19 protein-coding genes are annotated in these 18,778 nt (G+C 64.9%); 10 read left to right on the top strand and 9 right to left on the bottom strand.

Annotated features, from left to right (window positions below; translation table 11 throughout):
- Nucleotides 1–433: 433 nt before the first annotated feature.
- Entirely contained in the window at nt 434–640 is a 207-nt protein-coding gene (locus E3O23_RS18795) for a ParB family protein (protein ID WP_420897630.1), read from the bottom strand.
- A gap of 203 nt (nt 641–843) precedes the next feature.
- Nucleotides 844–1,767 (bottom strand): ParA family protein, encoded by a 924-nt coding sequence (locus E3O23_RS00935; protein WP_134486951.1) that lies wholly within the window; start codon nt 1,765–1,767, stop codon nt 844–846.
- Between the two features lie 17 nt (nt 1,768–1,784).
- Between E3O23_RS00935 and E3O23_RS17940 the strand changes: the two genes are divergently transcribed.
- Both E3O23_RS17940 and E3O23_RS00925 read left to right on the top strand, forming a co-directional pair.
- On the top strand, nt 1,785–2,309 hold the full coding sequence (locus tag E3O23_RS17940) for a hypothetical protein (RefSeq protein ID WP_166790361.1): 525 nt from the start codon (nt 1,785–1,787) through the stop codon (nt 2,307–2,309).
- Nucleotides 2,310–2,805: 496 nt separating this feature from the next.
- Nucleotides 2,806–3,777: a coiled-coil domain-containing protein gene (locus E3O23_RS00925; RefSeq protein WP_134486948.1), complete on the top strand. Its 972-nt coding sequence runs from the start codon at nt 2,806–2,808 to the stop codon at nt 3,775–3,777.
- A 183-nt stretch (nt 3,778–3,960) separates the two neighbouring features.
- On the opposite strand, the gene E3O23_RS00920 is transcribed toward E3O23_RS00925, so the two are convergent.
- On the bottom strand, nt 3,961–4,167 hold the full coding sequence (locus E3O23_RS00920) for a hypothetical protein (protein ID WP_134486945.1): 207 nt from the start codon (nt 4,165–4,167) through the stop codon (nt 3,961–3,963).
- 126 nt (nt 4,168–4,293) lie between these two features.
- Nucleotides 4,294–5,250, bottom strand: a complete 957-nt coding sequence (locus E3O23_RS00915; RefSeq protein ID WP_134486942.1) for a DNA-processing protein DprA — start codon at nt 5,248–5,250, stop codon at nt 4,294–4,296.
- A gap of 605 nt (nt 5,251–5,855) precedes the next feature.
- Here E3O23_RS00915 and E3O23_RS17935 point away from each other — a divergent pair.
- Nucleotides 5,856–6,203: a hypothetical protein gene (locus E3O23_RS17935; RefSeq protein WP_166790360.1), complete on the top strand. Its 348-nt coding sequence runs from the start codon at nt 5,856–5,858 to the stop codon at nt 6,201–6,203.
- 171 nt (nt 6,204–6,374) lie between these two features.
- Here the strand turns inward: E3O23_RS17935 and E3O23_RS00905 are convergent, their stop codons facing one another.
- The 5 genes from E3O23_RS00905 to E3O23_RS18790 form a co-directional block, all read right to left on the bottom strand.
- Complete coding sequence (locus E3O23_RS00905) at nt 6,375–7,325, bottom strand: sigma-70 family RNA polymerase sigma factor (RefSeq protein WP_134486936.1); 951 nt, start codon at nt 7,323–7,325, stop codon at nt 6,375–6,377.
- 389 nt (nt 7,326–7,714) lie between these two features.
- Nucleotides 7,715–8,011, bottom strand: coding sequence for a DUF7882 family protein (locus tag E3O23_RS18900; RefSeq protein ID WP_134486934.1), 297 nt, complete (start codon nt 8,009–8,011; stop codon nt 7,715–7,717).
- Nucleotides 8,012–8,136: 125 nt separating this feature from the next.
- Nucleotides 8,137–10,077, bottom strand: a complete 1,941-nt coding sequence (locus tag E3O23_RS00895; RefSeq protein WP_134486931.1) for a hypothetical protein — start codon at nt 10,075–10,077, stop codon at nt 8,137–8,139.
- Nucleotides 10,078–10,219: 142 nt separating this feature from the next.
- On the bottom strand, nt 10,220–10,456 hold the full coding sequence (locus E3O23_RS00890; RefSeq protein WP_134486928.1) for a hypothetical protein: 237 nt from the start codon (nt 10,454–10,456) through the stop codon (nt 10,220–10,222).
- Between the two features lie 58 nt (nt 10,457–10,514).
- Entirely contained in the window at nt 10,515–10,838 is a 324-nt protein-coding gene (locus E3O23_RS18790; RefSeq protein ID WP_134486925.1) for an ArsR/SmtB family transcription factor, read from the bottom strand.
- Nucleotides 10,839–11,345: 507 nt separating this feature from the next.
- Between E3O23_RS18790 and E3O23_RS00880 the strand changes: the two genes are divergently transcribed.
- From E3O23_RS00880 to E3O23_RS00850, 7 genes are read left to right on the top strand one after another with little or no spacing between them, the layout of a single operon-like run.
- A complete protein-coding gene (locus E3O23_RS00880; protein ID WP_134486922.1) occupies nt 11,346–11,885 on the top strand; it encodes a hypothetical protein in 540 nt (179 codons plus the stop codon).
- A 2-nt stretch (nt 11,886–11,887) separates the two neighbouring features.
- On the top strand, nt 11,888–12,493 hold the full coding sequence (locus tag E3O23_RS00875; RefSeq protein ID WP_134486919.1) for a M23 family metallopeptidase: 606 nt from the start codon (nt 11,888–11,890) through the stop codon (nt 12,491–12,493).
- 24 nt (nt 12,494–12,517) lie between these two features.
- Entirely contained in the window at nt 12,518–12,820 is a 303-nt protein-coding gene (locus tag E3O23_RS00870; RefSeq protein WP_134486917.1) for a hypothetical protein, read from the top strand.
- A 1-nt stretch (nt 12,821) separates the two neighbouring features.
- Nucleotides 12,822–14,228, top strand: coding sequence for a hypothetical protein (locus tag E3O23_RS00865; protein ID WP_134486914.1), 1,407 nt, complete (start codon nt 12,822–12,824; stop codon nt 14,226–14,228).
- A 16-nt stretch (nt 14,229–14,244) separates the two neighbouring features.
- On the top strand, nt 14,245–15,741 hold the full coding sequence (locus tag E3O23_RS00860; RefSeq protein ID WP_134486911.1) for an SCO6880 family protein: 1,497 nt from the start codon (nt 14,245–14,247) through the stop codon (nt 15,739–15,741).
- The gene (locus E3O23_RS00855; RefSeq protein ID WP_134486908.1) at nt 15,741–17,357 is read left to right on the top strand and encodes a P-loop NTPase family protein; all 1,617 of its coding nucleotides are present in this window, start codon (nt 15,741–15,743) and stop codon (nt 17,355–17,357) included. The genes E3O23_RS00860 and E3O23_RS00855 overlap by 1 nt, the downstream gene beginning before the upstream one ends.
- Nucleotides 17,354–18,778: a nucleotide-binding protein gene (locus tag E3O23_RS00850; RefSeq protein WP_241983257.1), complete on the top strand. Its 1,425-nt coding sequence runs from the start codon at nt 17,354–17,356 to the stop codon at nt 18,776–18,778. Before E3O23_RS00855 ends, E3O23_RS00850 begins: the two co-directional genes overlap by 4 nt.

The following is an 18,778-nucleotide window of genomic DNA, read 5'->3' as shown; positions in this document are numbered from 1 at the left end:
TACGTAATGTCACGAGAGACAATCGCCCAGGTGGAACACTGTGTCCAATCCGTAGGCGCGCGGGAGATCCAGCGCCTGTGGGGAGCAGCGTTCCGGTCGCTCGTGCACTCTCCTAGTAAAGCTCGGCTGTACGGAAGCAGCTCGATCATTCGCCGCATCACTTTCCGTCGCGACGGTTCTCTGACTCCAGCGGCGACGTCGAACCCGTGCAAAGGAAATCGTGTGAGAGCGGGAGAGGTCGCTGCGCGTCAAACGAGCCGAACGAAACCGCACGCCGGACAGCCCCAGAACGGGCCTTCATCTGTGCCCTCGACAACCATGGAGACTAGGCATCGTTCGCAGTTCGGCACACCAAGGTCGTCGTCCATGTCGGCCACAGTACTCGCCCGCCTGTTCGCGCTTCAGTGAATCCTGCCGGCGTCTTGGTCATCGCTCAGCCAAGTGGCCGTCCGACAGGTAACGGCGAGCTGTCGCCCACGTACCGCTCCCCTGCGTTGTGTGAGACTTCACGGCGTTCAACCTCTGCCAGAATCGCCCGCTCTACGAAGTCGGACCAGCTCTTGTCACCCTCGAGGTGGCTCGTCGCCCGGTATGTGGCTCTCGCCCGATCACGCGTCGCTGCTGACAGGTAGGTGGTCATCCTCGCGGTCGAGTCCACTACAACTGTTGCGGATTTGCGTGACGGTGCCCGTGGGGGCTTGACCGATTTGACCGACACCGGTTTGGGCTGTTGAACGGTCTCGGGTTTGGGTTCGGTTCGATTTCTGGCTTGGAGTCGACTCAGATCCTGGGTCTTGGCACGAGGCGTGAGTCCACCGATCTGGCGGTTGGGGGTGTCGTCGCTCATGCGAGGGCCTCCTGCTTCTCGGCTGCTGTGATTCGGGCCACGACTTCTTGGGTGATGGCCTGAAGGTCATCGGCTACCGATGAGGCCGTCCGTGGTGCGAGTGTTTGTGCCTGAGCGTCGCCTCGCCGGATTTCGTACCACTTCGGGCCTTTTCGGACCTGTGCATCGAGCTCATGTACCAGGAGGCCGCGTTCTCGCGTCGCTTGGGCGGTCGCTTCGCTGTGGCGGACGGTGGCGGTGAAGACGACGTTGTTGTCGGCGTTGAAGAGCTCCGCGATGTGCTCGCGTGCTTCCCGCTGGACGACATGGGCGGAGGTTCCCACATCGACCAGGACCACTCCCAGGAGGTCGAGGGTCGGGTTCACTCCGATGACGGCATCGAGTCGCGCTGCAACGGCGCCGAGTCCCTTGCGACTTGATTTGTCGCTCTTGACGGGTACGAGTGCCCATCTAGCGGCCGCGACGGCGGCTGTCTGCAGAGTTTCGTCGCCGGGTGGGCAGTCGATCAGGATCATGTCGTAGTCGCCGGCAATGGGCTCGAGGAGATGTGCGACGGCAAGCTTGGCCCCGTCAGGGTCTTTGTTGGCCTTGGCCGCAAGACCGGCAGTGGCCTGGTCGAGGGCTGGGCCTCCGGCGAAGACGTCGAGGTTGGGTCGTACTTCTCGGATGGGTGCCGCTCCCCCGCCAAACATGAGCGCTTGCGCGAGCGCTCGGCCGGTGTCGTCCCGGTCGTCGTCGGTGTATCCGAGATCCTCGGCGAGATTGCCCTGAGGATCGAGATCCACCAGCAGAACGCGGTACCCGTTGTTTGCCAGCATCCCGCCGATGTTGGCCGTGAGCGTGGTCTTCAGGACGCCACCCTTGCCGTTGATGACGGCGATAACCCGATCCAACGCGGTGCGATTGAGTGCCGGAGGCATGCGTTCTCGTTTCTCTAGTGGTCAATAGCGACATTACAGCTAATGCTGTCATTACTGGCATAAGCAGTAATACTGCTTTTGCTGGCGTTACTGCTTTTGCTGGCGTTACTGCTTTTGCTGGCGTTACTGCTTTTGCTGGCGTTACTGCTTTTGCTGGCGTTACTGCTTTTGCTGGCGTTACTGCTTTTGCTGTTATTGAATGTAATGCCTACATTACCAGCAATGGCAGCATTAGCGCCATTCACTGTAATGACAGTAATACCGGTAATGCCATCAATACCGGCAATTCTCTGGCCCGGGCGATGAGTGATCAGGGGAGCGGGGGAGCGTTCGCGCCGCGCCACCCCCTCCAGACCCGGAGCGTCCGATTGACGGGAGGTCTAACTGAGAATGCTCATCTCGATGTCAGTAAATTGCTCAATTGGCTGTCAGATACCAAGATCGCTGCGTGCGGCCAGTTGGGACTGCTAGGGAGCGGTCTGATGATCTTCCTGTCTCACGCGCGTTCGTTCAGGGACGTTCTGGGCTGGGGTGATCGGTGAGTTCCAGGGCCCGTACAGGACATTGAGGCGGGGTGCCAGCGCGGTGAGATTCCCGTCCGGGTCGCGGGGGTAGCAGGCGAGCTGGCGGCGGACGGCATACAGCTACGCCCCGCGGGGCGTCCATGCCGGTCGCGGGGCGCGGTAGCGCCCAAGTGGTCGTGGATCAAGGTGGAACGGGTCGTGGGGATGGTCGTTCACCGCCGGCTCAACGGTCCACAGACATCGAGATGAGCATTCTCACGCGCTCTCGCACCGTCTCCGCGGGCGCATCCTCCGTTTAGTGTTTCGTCTTTCGTTGTTTTGTTACGTCTTTCGTGTTAAGTTCTGTTAGTGTGACGTTATGAGTAATGTGTTGCAGCAGACGGAGCAGCGTACGTGCCGGTTTCCTGGGTGTGAGCGGCCGGCTGTGGCCGCGGAGGCCGGGACTGGCCGGCCGCCGGAGTACTGCGAGGACGAGGGGCATAACCGGGCTGCGGCGTGGCGTGCCCGTCGCCGGATGAGCGCGGAGCCGGCGCGAAGCGCGGAGGACGAGAAGCGTCCGGTCGATGCTGCGCGTCAGCGTGCGAGCGAGATTCGCGGTCAGGTCGCGGGCATGGTCGAGCACCTCGGCGCCCAGCTGAACGCCCTGGTCGAGGAGCTGCGCACCGTGGGCGACCCCGACGCGGCCGAGGCGCAGATTGAATCCGTGACGAGCGAAGCCGCCGAGCAGGTCGCCTCAGCGTCCGCACGGGCGAGCCGGGCTGAGAAGGCCCAGCGCCAGGCGGAAGCCGAACGGATCGAGGCCGACGCAGCCGCCGTCGAAGCGTCCGAGCTGGCCGAACAGCAGCAAGCAACCCTCACCGAGCTGGGCGAGCAGCTGGACCTGCAGGGCCAGGCTCTGGACCAGGCCACGGCCGAGCTGGCCGAGACCCGAACGGCGGGGGAGACCCGGGACCGTCAGGCCCAGGCTGAGCTGACCGAGCTGGGCGAGCAGCTGGCCGCCACCCAGGCGCGTCTGGCCGAGACCGAGCAGGCTCGCGCCGACGCAACGGTGCGGGCGGAAGCCGCGGGCGCGGCCCGGGCGGAAGCGGACGAGCGTGCGCGGGGCGCGGTCGCTCGCGCTGACGAGGAGGCGGACAGGGCCAAGCGTGCCGAGGCCAACCTGGTCCTGGTGCGGGAGCAGCTGGACCAGCTCCGCACGGAGCGTGAGGGTCTCCGCGAGCAGATCAGTGCGCTGCGCGGCACCGTCGCCACTGTGACCGTGGAGCGGGACGCGGCCCGGGCTGACGCTGAGCGGGAGCGGGCGCACGGCGATCAGCGCGTGGCTGACCTGCGCACCAGCCAGGACCAGCAGCCCGAGCAGATCCGTACGGAACTGACCGAATCCCGGCAGGACGCGCGCGAGCAGCGCAGCCGCGCCGACAAGGCCGAAGCCCAACCCGCCACCGCCGCGAAGGTGGCACCCGGAAAGCCCGCTTCCAAGTCATAGGCCTCGGCACACACTCGCTGGGCCGCCGATCCCGCACGAACCTCTAGTTGCCCTGACCGGGGGAGCGCGAGGGGCGCGGTGTGGTGTCCGTGCGCCCGGCCCGGGCTAGGTGGTGGGGGTGTGGTTGGTGACGAGCTGCTCGACGGGCGAGAGGGTGTATCCCCAGTCGGCGAGCAGGCTCAGCTAGCTTGCGGCGCGAGTGTCGGGGTGGCACCAGGTGGTGCGGGTGGTGGACTCTTCGATCCCGCCCAGGACGACGGCCAGAGCCACATGCAGAGCTTTGGTCGGGTGTTTGGTTTTGGCGTGGGCGGCGATCTTGTCGGCGGCGCGGTAGCCGTGTGCGGAGTCGATGCTCAGGAGGTGGTGGGCGAGGGTGTTCCCGCGTCCCATCGCGTCGGAGACGGCCGACCGGTTCCCGGTGAGACCGAGGAAGCGGCTCCGCCGAAAGCACTTCCATCATGGCCGGCCGAGCGGGGGAGTGTGAGGGGAACCGGCCGACCTTCCGGCCGACCGGCACTACCCGCGCGTGAGTTCCGCGGCGTGCTCAGTCGTGCTGATCAGGGTTGCCCCGAACTCCCGGATCAACCGGACACACCCGTCACTGGTCACACTGGTGATCGGCCCGGGCACCGCTCCCACCGGCCGGCCGAGCGCGCCCGCATGAGCGGCCTCGTTCAAACTCCCCGACCGCACCCCAGCCTCGACCACGAGCACCGCATCCGTCAGCGCAGCCGCGAGCCGGCCACGCTGGATGAAGGTCCACCGTGTGGGGGAGCGGTGCGGGGGCAGCTCGGACACGATCGCCCCCACCTCGGCGATACGGGCCAGGAGGGCGTCGTGACCGCTCGGGAAGCCACGGCCAAGCCCAGATGCGGACACGACCACCGTTTTCCCGCCGCTGGCCAACGCCGCCCGGTGCGCCATCCCCGCGATCCCGTAACTGCCCGTCCCAAAGATGATGTGGCCACGCGCCACCAGCCCGGCCGTGATGTCCCTGGCGGCGTGCTCGCCATACCCGGTCGCCGCCCGGCACCCCGAGACCAGGATCCGCGGGGCAGCCACGGTGAGCAGGCTCGCATCACCGGCGACGTAGAGGGCATACGGCGCCGCGGTGCCCAGGTCCAGAAGTCCGGCCGGCCAGCCCGCGTCGGAGGGGATCAACACGGTGTACCCGTGCTCGGTGACCGCCCGGAGCAACTGCCGCAGCTCTCCGACCTGGGCGCGAGGGAGGACGCGCTCCCGCAACACGGCCACGTCCGGGTTCTCTTCGCCTCCGCCCAAGACCCAATCCAGTGCGGCCACGGCACCGAGTTCGTCGATCAACACCCCCGCGGTGACATCACCCGGTTCACACACCAGAGTCCACGCGAGCCGGGCGACCCGCTCGACACTCATCGGCTCGCCGTACTCGGCGGCAAGTTCGGTGATGGTCACGGTCATCGTGTCGGTGCTGGTCTCGGTGATGGTGCTCATGCTGGGGTTCCTCTCCCTCAAACAACTTGTTTTTTGCCTTTCCGGCAAGAGAGATCGATTGAGAGCGGCAAGGCCCGGAGTGCCCGGTTTCCCGGGCGATATAAGGGAGCTTGCGACCGCGCCCGGGAAACCGGGCACGCAGGGCCGGGAGCGAACTACGATCGGCTGCCGGAAAGGAAAAAACGGGCAAGAAACAGTGCCGCGAAGCGGCTCCAACCGCGTCTACGCGGCCGTCGACTCAGCCGGCCCCTCAGCCGGCCCCTGTCGGGCAGACGATTCACTTTCCAGCGCACACCAGCAACGGCAACGGCAACGGCAACGGCAACGGCAACGGCAACGCAATTCTCACGCCGTGGCCACGAGGCCCAACACAGCTCAGCCGTCCGACTGGGACGGTTCACTCTGACGGAGACGACGATGTCGTCGTGTCCGTCAAAATGCCGACTTGTCGGCATGGTTTCGACGCGTCATGTTCTGCAGAGGCGGTCAGGGGACATTCGGGTGTCACCCTGACCCGAATTGGTCTCGGGTGCAATTTGGGGTATCCCACATTTGCTCAGCGCAAGGGGCTTCCACATACACACCCGAAACGAGAGGGTTTAGCGATGAGAAGAATTTCCTACGGTGCGGCGTCTTTCCTGACCACAAGCACGGTCGCGGATGCTCTGTTTCCGCTGGTCGCCGCACTGTCAGCCAGCCACACAACCCTGACGCTCGAAATACCGGCCGTCAATACCAAGGGAAAGACGGTGATCGTGAAGATGCTCGCAGGTCCCACGAGTGAGCTCATCAGTATCCCCGAAGAATCACCGTGGGACAGACCTGACACCAAAACAGCAGTCGCCTACCTCCTCGCCCTCACCCAAGCCGTCCTGAGCGCTCCGCCACGATATCCCTTCATCGAAGCCACTGCCTTCACCGATTTCGAGTGGGACGACATGGGCCACCTCTAACTAGTGCGGCCAACTTTCAAAGAAGACTCAGAACGATCCCCTGGTTGTGGAATCACAACACTGCGAGCACTCCGGTGCAGGCGTCCGTGACCCGACGACACGCGATAGAACAGGTTTCATTCCGCTCGGGAAGCGGCAGGCGTTGGCCGACGTGACCGCTCTGTACTCGACCTAATCGGTCAAGTACAACCGCAAGCGCGGAACGCGCAACGCCGCCAACGCGCGACTCTCGATCTGCCTGACTCGCTCACGAGTCACACCCTCAACCACCGCGATCTGATCCAGGGTGAACGGTGCGTCACCGGTCAGGCCGAACCGGGCCCGCAGGATCGACTGTTCCCTTTCCGGCAGCGCGTCGAGATAAAAAGAAATATCAATCGTTCGCAGGGCGAGCATCCCACACTCGTCAGGTTGCGCGCAGTCACCGTCGATGATCAACTCCGAGATATCAGCGGCCCCGTCACCGACCGGCGTAGCCAGAGAGATCGGTTCCTGATCGTACTTGAGCAATTTCACGACCTCGGATGGCAGAATGTCGCTGGCCTCCGCGATATCCCCCACGGTCGGGTCACGCTCAAGCATGCTGGTGAGGTCTCGGCGGGTCCGTTTGATCTTGTTGAGTTTCTCGGCCGTGTGCACCGGGACGCGAATCATCCTTACCTTGTCTGCCATGCCGCGATGGATGGACTGGCGGATCCACCACGTCGCATAAGTTGAGAACTTGAAGCCGACCATGTAGTTGAACTTCTCCACCGCACGCATCAGGCCGATGTTGCCGTCCTGGACCAGATCCATGATGGGAGCGCCACGACCGGAATAGTGTTTGGCAATACTGACCACGAGCCTCAGGTTGGCCTCGATGAAACGGTTCTTGGCGCGCTTCCCATCATGGGCGAGCCACGCCAATTCGCGCTGATGAGTCGGGTCGGACACCCCCTGTTGTAGCCTCTCGGCCGCGAACAGGCCCACCTCAATTCGCCGGGCCAGATCAACCTCCTCCAAGGCAGTGAGAAGTGTTTCTTTGCCAATCTTTGTGAGGTAGTCACCGAACGCATCGGTCGATCCGCGGTCATATCGCGCGCCTGACGACGGTATCGAAGGCGCTTTCGCAGTCGCACTCATCAGAAAGACTTCCGGCCCGGACGAAGCAGTATCTTCACAGTTATTTTCCCCCAGTTGATAGTCATTGAGCGGTGCCTACCTTGCGAGTTCTGCCGTCAGGCTCTCGAGCCACGTCGTTGCTGACCCGATAACGCTGACATTCCCACGGTACGGACCGGATTCGCCCGGACCGTAGAGCAATAAGTCCTCCATTTCATGCACCTCGCGTTCACGCCTGTCAAGGGACGCGATGGCTGTCTCGATGGTGCGCGCCGCGGCTGGAAGGCGACTGAGAAGGGCGGGGGACGATGCTCGCATCGGCCGCACCAAACTGCGCCCCTCAAACAGGGCACAAAACAGGTGGAACTCACCGTACGACCGGACCGGAAGCCTTGCGAGGGCAGGCCGCCTCAGCCCAGGGTCTCACCGGTGGCCACAAGACCTTGCGGACGGTTCGCAGACCCAGTCAACTCAGCCACCCAAACCGCATTAATCCCAGGGGGCCTGCTGCCGGAAAACCGAAAGTACAACGGGATCGCCGGGTTCAACCAAATCGAACATCGACCACCCCCAGACTCCTGCGAGATCCGCCAAGAAAAGACGAAGCTCTCACCACGACGCAACTTCTGCACAATCACGATCTGCAAATGCGCCAACATCCGGTCGTCAAACTCGACCGTGAACCGGTCATACGTCAAAGAACCCACCAGGGAGCTTCCTTCTTCGAAAAATCCCAGAAACGCGAGAAGACAACCAGTTTATCCCCCAAATCGGACATGATCGACACGGCCCCTCAACCTCGAATCAGCCAACCAACCGATGCATCAACGTCTCAGCCGGCAGCCAATTGCCACCGGCTCGTGGGAGACAGCACGCCCGCGTTAACGTAGTAGCGGGCCTCACGGTGATTAGCCCGGCCATCGCCCGAGCGCGGGTACCGCGGCCACACCCGCTCGCCCGGCGCATTCACATCAAACAAAGGCCGGCTCGACACGTGAGCCCTCCGAGGACGATCCCTCGGGCTGCTACTCATCGTGGATTGTTCGGCCAACCACCACGCCCACACCACCCGCTCGGCCTGATACGCAACCTGCCGTGCGACCAACGTGCCAGCAACCCGAATAAGTCGCGCGGCCTGGTCACGGAGATCCCGACGCGCCCTCGCCCACCCCTCCTCATGCTTCACCAGCAGACGCGAACGTCGCAGACGACTGAGGATCACGGTGGTATGCCGGGCGGTGACCCCGAGCAGCCGGGCTGCGGACTCGATCGTCAGAGACGCATGCTCCCGCAGCAACGCGTAGAGCCGGCCAGCCAGATGACCCAGCCCCTTCCGGGTAAACAGGTCATGCAGTTGATCGGTGAGCTGGTCCTCGATCGAGCGGACGAGAACAGTTCTTTGGAGGAAGAGTTCGGTAGGGGGGCGGGGGTTATTAAGTGGTTGTGACCGGACTGATCCTGTACCTGTGGAAAACCTCGGGGTTAGGCGCCATTCGGCGGCGTTCACCCCGTCGGGGCCGTGGACACGGTCAATGAATCCCGCCGCCTGCAGGGCACGGAGCGCGTCAGCCGCGGTCGTCCGGCCCAGGCCCACCATCAGGCCCAGATCCCTAATCGACGCTGCGACGACGCGTTTGCCGGTCTGCAGAGTGAGGTAGGCCAGGGCAGTGAGGATGCTCCGCTGAGAGACGGCCGCCTCGGTCTGACCCCACCGGCCGGGGCTCACCCGAAGCCGGTGCAGGATGTCATCGACGTCCGCGACTATCGCGGTCAGCTCCGCCAGATCGGCCGGCTCCCGCGCCTCCGGCAGGGACTGCTGGAGGGCGGCGTATTGCTGGGCCTTGGCCCACTGCCGCTCAAGGCGCTCGGCGCCCTCCGCGGTGCTGCGGGGCCGGCGGGTGCCGCGGCCGCTGTTCTTCGTCCGGTAGTGCTCCATGCCCGGTGCGGTCTGTGCGGCCTGCTCGACGTCGCGGACGCTCCACCCGGCGCTAGCAGCGGCCAGGAGGCACATGAATCCGGTCCAGGACGGGTTGTCGCCGCCGCCGACAGTGGCCATGTGGCCCTCACCCCACCGGCTGAGCCCGCGGTGGGCTCTGTGGGACGCATCCAGAGGCCCCGACGGGCGGGAATGCTCCGGCCGGGCCGCCGGCGCACGCTCACGCAGCGCCTCAGCGAGCCGGCCGAGATCCTCGGTCGTCGTCGTCGGGTCCGTCAGTGACTCGACGCGGCCGCGCAGAACGATCGAGGTGCTGCCGTCGCGGTGCGGGGCGCCCGGCGGGCGAGCTGCGCCTTCGCGCGGGTTCAGGAGCATGCCGTGGTCAAGGGTGCGGTACGTGGCGTGCGCGGCCTGCGCAACACCGGCCACAACCGCTGCCGGTGCGCCGCCGCGGAGACCGACCCACACGTGCCGGCCGCCACCAGAAGATGACTGGCAGACCACATGCGCGATCGAATTCGCGTGCAGGATGCCCGACAGGGCGTCGCAGTCATCGACGGCGCGCTCCACCGCGTCATCGCCGCCTTTGGCGTCAAAGTCGAAGCACAACAGTCGGAACACCTGGTCGTCATCGGCCAGGCGGACACACCACGGCGTCGTGGGTGCGGCAGGCCCGAGACGGTATAAACGGGGGTACTGATTCATGTGGAGACGGCCATCGGCCTCCGCCACCATGACGCGCACCTCAGCACGCGGACTTATCCGGCGCGTCAATTCCCAAGGGGTCCACACATAAGTGGACACGCCGCACACAAATTCAGGTGCATCAAGCGTCACGTGCGCTATGCTCTGTGGCATAGAGAAACCTCCCGTGAGGGCCGTTGATCTGGATTAGCTCCAACCCCCTGGCCGGCAAGCACACAGGGTTTGAGCTACGAAACTTGCAAAGGCCCGTCGCGAAAGCGGCGGGCTCTTTCTTTTAAGCGGCTGGAATAAGCAGCTCCTCTTTCTGATCGCGGATGAGATCAAGGACGGGCAGTTTGCCCAGGTCCTCGAGGGTTCGTCGAAGCAGCGCCTCCAGATAGATACCCGTCGAGACGCCGCTTGCGGCTGCGGCTAGATTGACTTCCGCGCGGATCGCGGGGTCGACTCGCGTCTGGAACAACACCGTAGGAGTGTGGTCCCGGCGAATCTTGCTGCCCTTTGCTACTGCCATGGGACAAAGCTTGTCGTTAAATCCATTCAAGATTGCGCGACACGCGGCGAGCTCTCGTTTAATCCTCGTTCTGGCCCAGTTCGCGCCCGAGAGCTTGGTAGAGCTCGGCAACACGCTCTGGCACGACTGAATATCGCACCCACTGGCCACTCTTCGCCTGATCTCGCGCCGGCGCCGAAACAATGAGGCCCGCAGTCTCGAGAGCCGCCAGGTGATTCGACGTTGTCGGCGGGGCGATGCTGAGCGCCGCCGCAATCTCTCCACGCGTACAGGGCCCATGTCGTCGCACGTAGCTGAGGACCGCGACACGCGCACGGTTACCAAAAGCGTCAATGGCTTCCTCCACGAATTCATCGTGAGCGGGGCGGACATAACGGGGCATTCTGCCATTCTGCCCGACCGCCCGACTCGCTTCTCTTAATTACACCAACCCTAATCATTATATGATTAGCTTACAACAAGCACGCGAGAGGGGGACAAAATGCGCCAGGGGACAATCGAGAGGCGTCGTGCGCTGAGTGTGTCACTGGCAGCGGCTAAAGTACCCCTGAACGGGTTACACGAACCCACACGCATGACCACAAGAGCGGGAGCGGTCAGCGGCCTCGGGGGAGTGTCTCGTTGTCGCTCGGTGCTGCCCGCCCCTACCGGGAGGCATGACATGGCCAGGCGAGAACGTGCGGCACTCACAGACAGCCAGCGCAGAACGCGCAAAATCGCTTGGGCAAGCGCTGCCGGCGCCGTCGTGCTGGCGAGTGTTGTTGGGCTCGTTGGGGCGCTCATCACTGTCTCAAAAGACGGTGGAGGGTCACCGCCAACCTCAACCACTGGCCCCACGTCACCCAGTGCGGACCCGGCAGCGGACCCCGGCTCTGTCGTAGACCCGGCGGTGACCAAGTTCGGCTGGCTGCCCGAGCCGATCACCACAGATGCGACGGCCTACGGAACAGCGGCAGCGATCGCAGGGTCCACATACAACACGACGTTGGCGACTCGCAAGCAGTTCCTCGACGAGCTCAGCACCTGGCACACCCTTGATCCCCGCTATGACATCGAGGCAGACCGGAAGGACGCACTCGCGGGCAAGCTCGAAGAGCTCAACCGGCGCATGATCGTGCCGGAAACCGACTGGGACGCACAAGCCAGCAATGACATCGAGGTGACGGCGAAAGTCGACGGCAAAGTTCTTGTCGACTACGACCACCTCAGCCCCCAACCAGGTTCCCTGGACGCGCTCATGACGGACGGCTACCACCTCGTCACGACAAACATCCTGGCGACCTACACGGGCCGCGGCGACGTTAGCTACCAGGAGCGATACGCAGTCAGCGTGCAAGTTCTGTGCGGCAACACAGCACCCGTCGAGAGTTCCGGCCAGACCCCAGCTGACTGCAAACTCATCCGGTTCTTCCCCGAAACGAGAAAGTAGCCATGGCTGCGCCCGCCGCTGTTGCAGCCGTCAAAGCGATCGGGCCAAAGCGCATCCTCCAGCTGGCACTCGCAGTAGTACTGGTCATGTTCGCCACGTTGGGGACGATGCTCTCCCTACCCGTCGTGTTCGCAATCGCGCTGGGATCCGGGGGGACTGCCCCCACGGACTCCGCATCGGCGAGGCCGGTCATCAGTGGGGATTGGACCTTGCCCGTGACCGGCTACACGATCAACGACGACTTCGGTCCCCGGGCTGCTCCCTGCACGTATTGCTCCACCCTGCACTGGGGCATGGATATGGGCAGCGGATGCGATGAGCCGGTCTATGCCGCCAGTTCGGGAACGATCGTGAAGGTCGGCGAGGAAGGCTCCTACGGGTTCCGAATCATGATCGACCACCCGGGCGCCGTGCAAACCCTCTACGCGCACCTGGCTCTCGGAAGCGCAACAGTCTCGCCCGGCGACACCGTCCAGGCCGGCACCGTGATCGCCCGAGAAGGCACCACAGGCATGTCCACGGGCTGTCACCTCCACTTTGAAACTCGCCTGAACGGGGAACGGATCAACCCGGTCCCGTTCCTGCAAGCCCGCGGAATCACTCTCTAGTCGCACCAATTGAAAGGCACCCCCTTGCAGCACACCACCTGGCCCATCCCAACCGCGGTCGATGTCCCAGACATCAGCCCCGACTGGAACGCGCCCTTCATTTCCGGACTCACCAGCATCGGCTCGTTCATTCTGGCCGGAGCACTCATCCTCACCTTGATCATGCTGATCATCGCGTTCGTCGGTGTGGTGACCAAGGGAGGCGGCTCGGAGCGGTACCAGTCCTGGGCGGGGGAGTGGATCCTGAAGATCCTCGCGGTGGGCGCGGGCCTCGGCGCGGTCAACGCGATCTTCGCGTTCGCTGTCGGTTTCGACTTCGGTTTCTAACATGCGCTGGCTCCTCGGCGTTGCCGCTGCCCTCGTGCTCACGGGAACACTGAGCGCCACCGGAGCGACCCCCGCACACGCAGCGACACCCCACCCGTCAGCGGCATCGTCGGCGGCAGTGATCGAGGGCGAGCCGTGGAGCGGACCCGCATTCCCGATCAACTGCACCGGAAGCACTGCACGTATCTCCTGCTCCCCGGAGAACGCTGCGGACAGCAAACCCGAACGCTGCTTCAAAGAAGTACCGTACGAGGGCCGCAGCGTCACCGTATGCACGCTTTCGGATGACAACGTTGGCGCCCTGACGGACACGGGCGGCAAGGAGCTGAAGCTGGAGTATGGCTGCGGCGCGGTCGACGCGATTTGCACGGTTGCGGAGTCGATGGCCCGCGGCATCGCGTCAGTGATCACGGGCGGCATCGCCTGGGTGATTGAGAACACGTCGTTCAATACGGACTCCTACTTGTGGACGGCGGCAATTACCGAGTGGGCCTGGTGGAGCTGGGTAGTTCTGATCGTCATCCTGATCGCCGGCATCGTGGCCATCACCACGGCGCTGTGGTCGCGCGACAGCGGTGAACTGACCGCGGCCATCATCCGGTTTTTCCTGGCAGTTCCACTCTCCGCAGTGTCGCTGTGGCTGGTGGGGAACATCGTGAACATGGTCGACCAGCTCGTCGACCCCTTGCTCACGCGTGGTGGCAACGGGGAGGGGCTCTACCGAACGGTGGAGAACATCATTTTCGGCGGCGGTCTCGGGAACATCTGGCTTGCCCAGGCGGTGCTGACGTTGCTCGTGATCGGCGTCGTAGTGCTGGTCTTCGTGTTCAGTTTCCGCAATCTCGCCCTCGCCGCTTTGGTCGCGTTGGGGCCGGTCGCATTCATGCTGTTCCCGATGAAGATCGGCGTGCAATGGGTCATCCGTTGGTTCTCCGCCGTGATCGCCCTGATCCTGACTACCCCGCTCACCCTGGGCTTCTTGATGCTGGTTCTCAAGGGTTTCGCCGAGGTTGACAGCATGTGGAGTATCCAGGCTCTCCCGCTGGGTCTCGGGATGATCATGATCGCCTTCGCCCCGGTCGCCGTGTTCGGGCTGTTCTCCTTCGTCGGTCAGGGAGCGACCTCCGCGATCGACAACATCGCCTCCCGCGGCGGCTCAAGCGCAAAGCAGAGCGGCAGCCGGGCGGCCAGAAGCCTCAGCTCAGCAGTCGCGAGTAGGACGGCGGCGGTACGTCGACGCACACAGGGCCCCGCCCCGTCGGGCGGCGGGCCAGCCCCGCGCGCCCAATCAGGCCCGGCGCGAAACAACGCCACCCGCCCGCCAACCGCTCCACCCACCGGGCAGCACACCGCGCAGCAGAGCGCGCTGCCCAAGGCGCAGCCATCCGCAGCGCCCACGACCAGGTAGACCAAAGGATCCACGCATGAGCACTCACACTTCGATGGTTGATCGCCCGATTCGTTTGGCGCGCAAGAGCACTCAGGGCATCATCGCCGGCCTGGACATGTGGAACCTCACGACGCTGGCCGTCTCCGCGGGAATCGCGATCATTTCGATCAACCGGTGGGGGTTTCCCGCGTTCTTCGCGTCGATGCCGATCTGGTTGCCGTTGGCGATCGCGGGTCTCGCCCAACACCACGGGGTCGCCTTTCCTCGCATCGCGGCGCAGTGGCTGTCCCTGCACGTGCGCCGGACCCTCGGCGGCACGACGACTCGGTTCCGGCCGGAGCGGCCGCAGATCGCCGGCACCCTGAACCTGCCGGGGAGGCTCGCCAGCATTCAGGTGTGGGACACGGATGGGCAGGCCGTGGCTTACAACCCGTTCTCCAAGACCATCTCGATCACCGCGGAGCTCGAGGTGCAGGGGTTCCTGATGCTCGAAATGCCCGAGCGGAACGAGCTGGCCCGGAACTGGGGCCAGGTGCTGGCCGGGTTCACCCAGCGCGACGGCATCACCCGCGTCTCCCTGCAGGAACGAACCGTGCCGACGACGATCCTTCCGGCCCGCCAGTTCTACGCCGAAACCGTCACCCGCCGCGGCCTTGACCCCGACTCGGCGGTCGCCCGCAACTACGGCGATGTCCTCGATCAGTCCGAGTCCTTCGCGGTCTCGCACAAGAACTATGTGACCTTGACCTTTGACCTGCTCAAGCTCCAGGGTCAGATCAAGAACCTCGGCGGCGGCAAGGCCGGCATTCTCGCGTTGGCCCGCATCGAGACCGCCAACGTCACCGACGCCCTCCGTGCGGCCCGGTTCGACGTGCGGAAATGGCTGAGCGTCCGGGAGTGGGCGGCGCTTGGCCGGACGGCGTTTGACCCGGAGTACCTCTCCGCCACCCAGAGCCGCCTCCACGAAGACGCCGGCGTTGACCTGGCGGCGATCGGGCCGATGGCGCTCGACGAGCCCCAGGGCAAGAACGACATCGTCCGGTCCGATTCGGGTTGGCACTCGACAATGTGGATCCACGAATGGCCGCGCACGGAAACCCACGTCGGCTTCATCGAACCGTTGGTGTTCGCCCGGCACCCGAACTCCGGTGAAGCCGTCACCCACATCTTCTCGCTCGTGCTCACCCCGGTGAAAACTCGGTCCGCGCTCAAGCGCATCGACGATGAGAAGCGCACCTGGCGCACCAACCAGCGGGTGAAAGCCAAACGCAACCAGCAGGACAGCGCGGCCGACAACGCCGACTGGGACGCGCTCATCGATCAGGAGCAGAGCATCGTCGCGGGGGAGGGCGAGTACCGGTACGGCGCCTACCTGACGGTGTCGGCGACGAGCGAGGAGAAACTGAACTCCTCCCTGGCCGGGATGCGCAACGCACTCACCCGGGCCGGCATGGAACCGCAGATCCTCTACTGCCAGCAAGCCGAAGCGCTCATGGTCAACGCCCTCCCGCTCGGACAGGGGATGAAGTAATGGCCAAGGAAGTCTTCAACGTCACCCCACCCGGCAGGCTCTCCCGCGCCAAGCGCGCCGAGCTGCGCCGCCAAGTCGACCAGCTGCGCAAATCCACCGACCACACGGGCACGGCAGATGGTGACAATCGTTTTCCCGCGCCGGCGGCCGGGCCGCTCGGCCCGGGGGTGTCGACGGGGGAGTACTGGAACTGGTTGCAGGTGGCGCAGCCGCCGCACCAGGCCACGAGCCATAACCTGGCCGGCATCTACCCGTTCGTCGCCGACGACGGCCTCGGCCATGAAGGCCCCCTCCTCGGCGTGGACTTGAACGCGGACGTGCTCTGGCATTTCTCCCCGTGGGATCTCTACATGAACACGACCGCGAAGGCTGCCCTGTCGACGAACATCCTCGTCATCGGCGCGTACCGGTCGGGGAAATCCGGCACCATCAAGCAGCTCTGCACCCGCTCTCTCGCGTTCGGGCACCAGGTCGTTGTTCCCTCCGACTCCAAGGGGGAGTGGGTGATCGTGGCCGAAGCCGTTGGCGGCCAGGTCATTGCCCTTGGCGGGGAGAACACCACCGCCCGGCTGAACCCGCTCGACCGCGGACCCCGGTTGACGGGCGTCTCGGACGACGTCGACGAGATCATGGTCCAGGGCCGCCGCCGGGCGACCCTGACCAGCGTCATCGAGGCCACCATCCAGGGCCAGGCGAAACTGTCTCCGATGGAACACACCGCCATCAACTGGGCGCTCGAGCACGCCATCCGCACCACCGACGACCGGCCGACGATCACCCACGTGTGGCAGGCGCTCGTGTCCCCTGACGCGGCCGCGCCGGGGTACCGGCCGGAGATGGAGAGCAACGGGGAACGGGCCCGGCACGTCCTGGAGCGTTTCGTTGCCGGGGACCTGCAGGGTTTGTTTGAGGGGGAGAGCACGGTCGCGTTCGACCCGGACGCGCCAATGGTTGTCGTTGACACGTCGGCGTTGTTTGACCGCAGCGAGCTGGCAGCGCAGCTCACCCAGATCTGCACCTCGTCCTGGATTCAGGCCGTCATCTCGGACCGCTCCGCCAAACGCACCCGGTACCTTGTCCGCGAGGAAGGGTGGCGGGACATGGCCACCGAACAGGCCCTGCGGACCTACCAGCAGTGGCTGAAACTCTCCCGCCACTACGGGGTGTCCAACATCGTCATCCTGCACAAGATGAGCGACTTCGACGCCGTCGGCGAAGAGGGCTCCAAGGAACGCACCCTCGCGTATTCGATCGCCGGGGACATGGAGAACAAGTTCATCTTCCGTCAAAACACGCAAGAGGAAAGCAACCTCATCAGTCGGCTGAAGCTCTCGCCTGCGCACGCCCGCCTGGCGATGACGCTTCAGCCCGGGGTGTTCCTCGCTTATGTGGGCCGGTTCTCCTACATCGTCGATGCGTTCGCCACCTCAACGCAGTGGGAACGAGATCTGTTCAAGACCGACGCCGCCGTCGAAGCCGGCTCGGCCGAAGATCAACGTTTCCCGCAGTTCGTGTCGGAACTGGACGAACCTGTTTTCGATGAATCGATGCTGGATCGGCTCTGGCCGACCGGCGAAGCCAAGCAGTTTGCAGAACAGATAGGACACATCAAATGAGCCTCACCACATCCGTTCCCCGCCATGAAGTGCGCGCCGTCGTCACCGGCAACAGCGCCGAGCTCAGCGTCCTCGGCAACCAGGAAACCCTCACCGCCGACACCTACGTCGACGTGCGCAAGAAAATCATGAGCCGGGTCATGAAGCTCGCCAGCGGCCTGGGCAGCAACGTGCACCTCACCGTCCACGACCAGGACGGCCAGTGGCGGCTTATCGCTGGCGCCGACGGAGAGCTCCACGACCCTGACCCCGCCGGTCAGCCCGCCGATGATCTGCCAGCGCAGAGCGCCCCGTCGCTGGTGCTGGTGGAGCCGCCGCTGGTAAGGGGGACCGAGGCGCCGCCGGTAGCCACGGTGACTCCTCTGCCAACGAGCACGACGTCGACGGAGCCCACCGAGCCCTCGAAGCGGGCGAGGCGATCAGAGCAGCCCCCAGTTTCGGAGCCCGTCCCCGACGCGGAAGACGCGTCGGCAGCGGGGGAGGAGCCTGCAGCACCGCGGGCCCTGCGTGCGTCCTTCATCGTCGATGAGCGGCGCGAGCCCGCGGCCGCCAACGGGTGGCGCGGCGTCCTCGCCCGCACCACCGGCCTCCAAGTCCCCGCGTCTGAGGCGGAACTAAGGCGTCGCGGGCACGTTCAAGCCGTCAGCCAGCACTGGCCAGGCCCCCGCAAGATCTCCGTCGTCAACGGCAAAGGCGGCGTCGGCAAAACCCTCACCACCGCGATGCTCACGGCCGTGTTCGCCAGGCACGGCGGCGCCGGCGTCCTCGCCTGGGACAACAACGACACCCGCGGCACCCTAGGCTGGCGCACCGAGAAAGGCCCCCACGACTCCACCGTGCAGGACCTGCTTCCCGCCACCGGCCAACTGCTCTCACCGTCCTCGCAGATCTCCGACCTGGCCCGGTACGTGCACCACCAGACCGGCGACAAATACGACGTGCTTCGCTCAAACCCGGAACTGCTCGCCACCAAGCAGCGGATCACCCAGGGCGACTTCGACGCCCTCCACTCGGTTGCCGCCAAGTACTTCCGTCTGGTGTTCTTCGACTCCGGCAACGACGAGTCCGCACCAAGGTGGCTGCGCATGATCGACCACACCGACCAGCTCGTCGTGGCGACCACGGCGCTGGGGGAGTCCGCCGAATCCGGCGCCCTCCTGCTGGAAGCGCTGCACGAACGCGACGAGCACTCGGCCGCGTTGGCCCGAAACGCGGTCGTTGTCGTCCTGCAGTCCGAACGGAACGGCACTCTGGCCGAAGCGCAGCGGATCGCCGACGGCTTCTCGGGTATCGCCCGGGCAGCTGTCACGATCCCGTTCGACCGGGCCCTCCACGGTGGGGCGCTCCGGTACGACTCCGTGAGCACCGCAACCCAGAACGCGTGGCTCGCAGCCGGCGCGGCCGTCGCCGACGGCCTCTAA

Source organism: Cryobacterium tagatosivorans, assembly GCF_004402215.1.
GTDB classification, from domain to species: domain Bacteria; phylum Actinomycetota; class Actinomycetes; order Actinomycetales; family Microbacteriaceae; genus Cryobacterium; species Cryobacterium tagatosivorans.
This window is presented reverse-complemented; position numbering and strand designations above follow the sequence as displayed.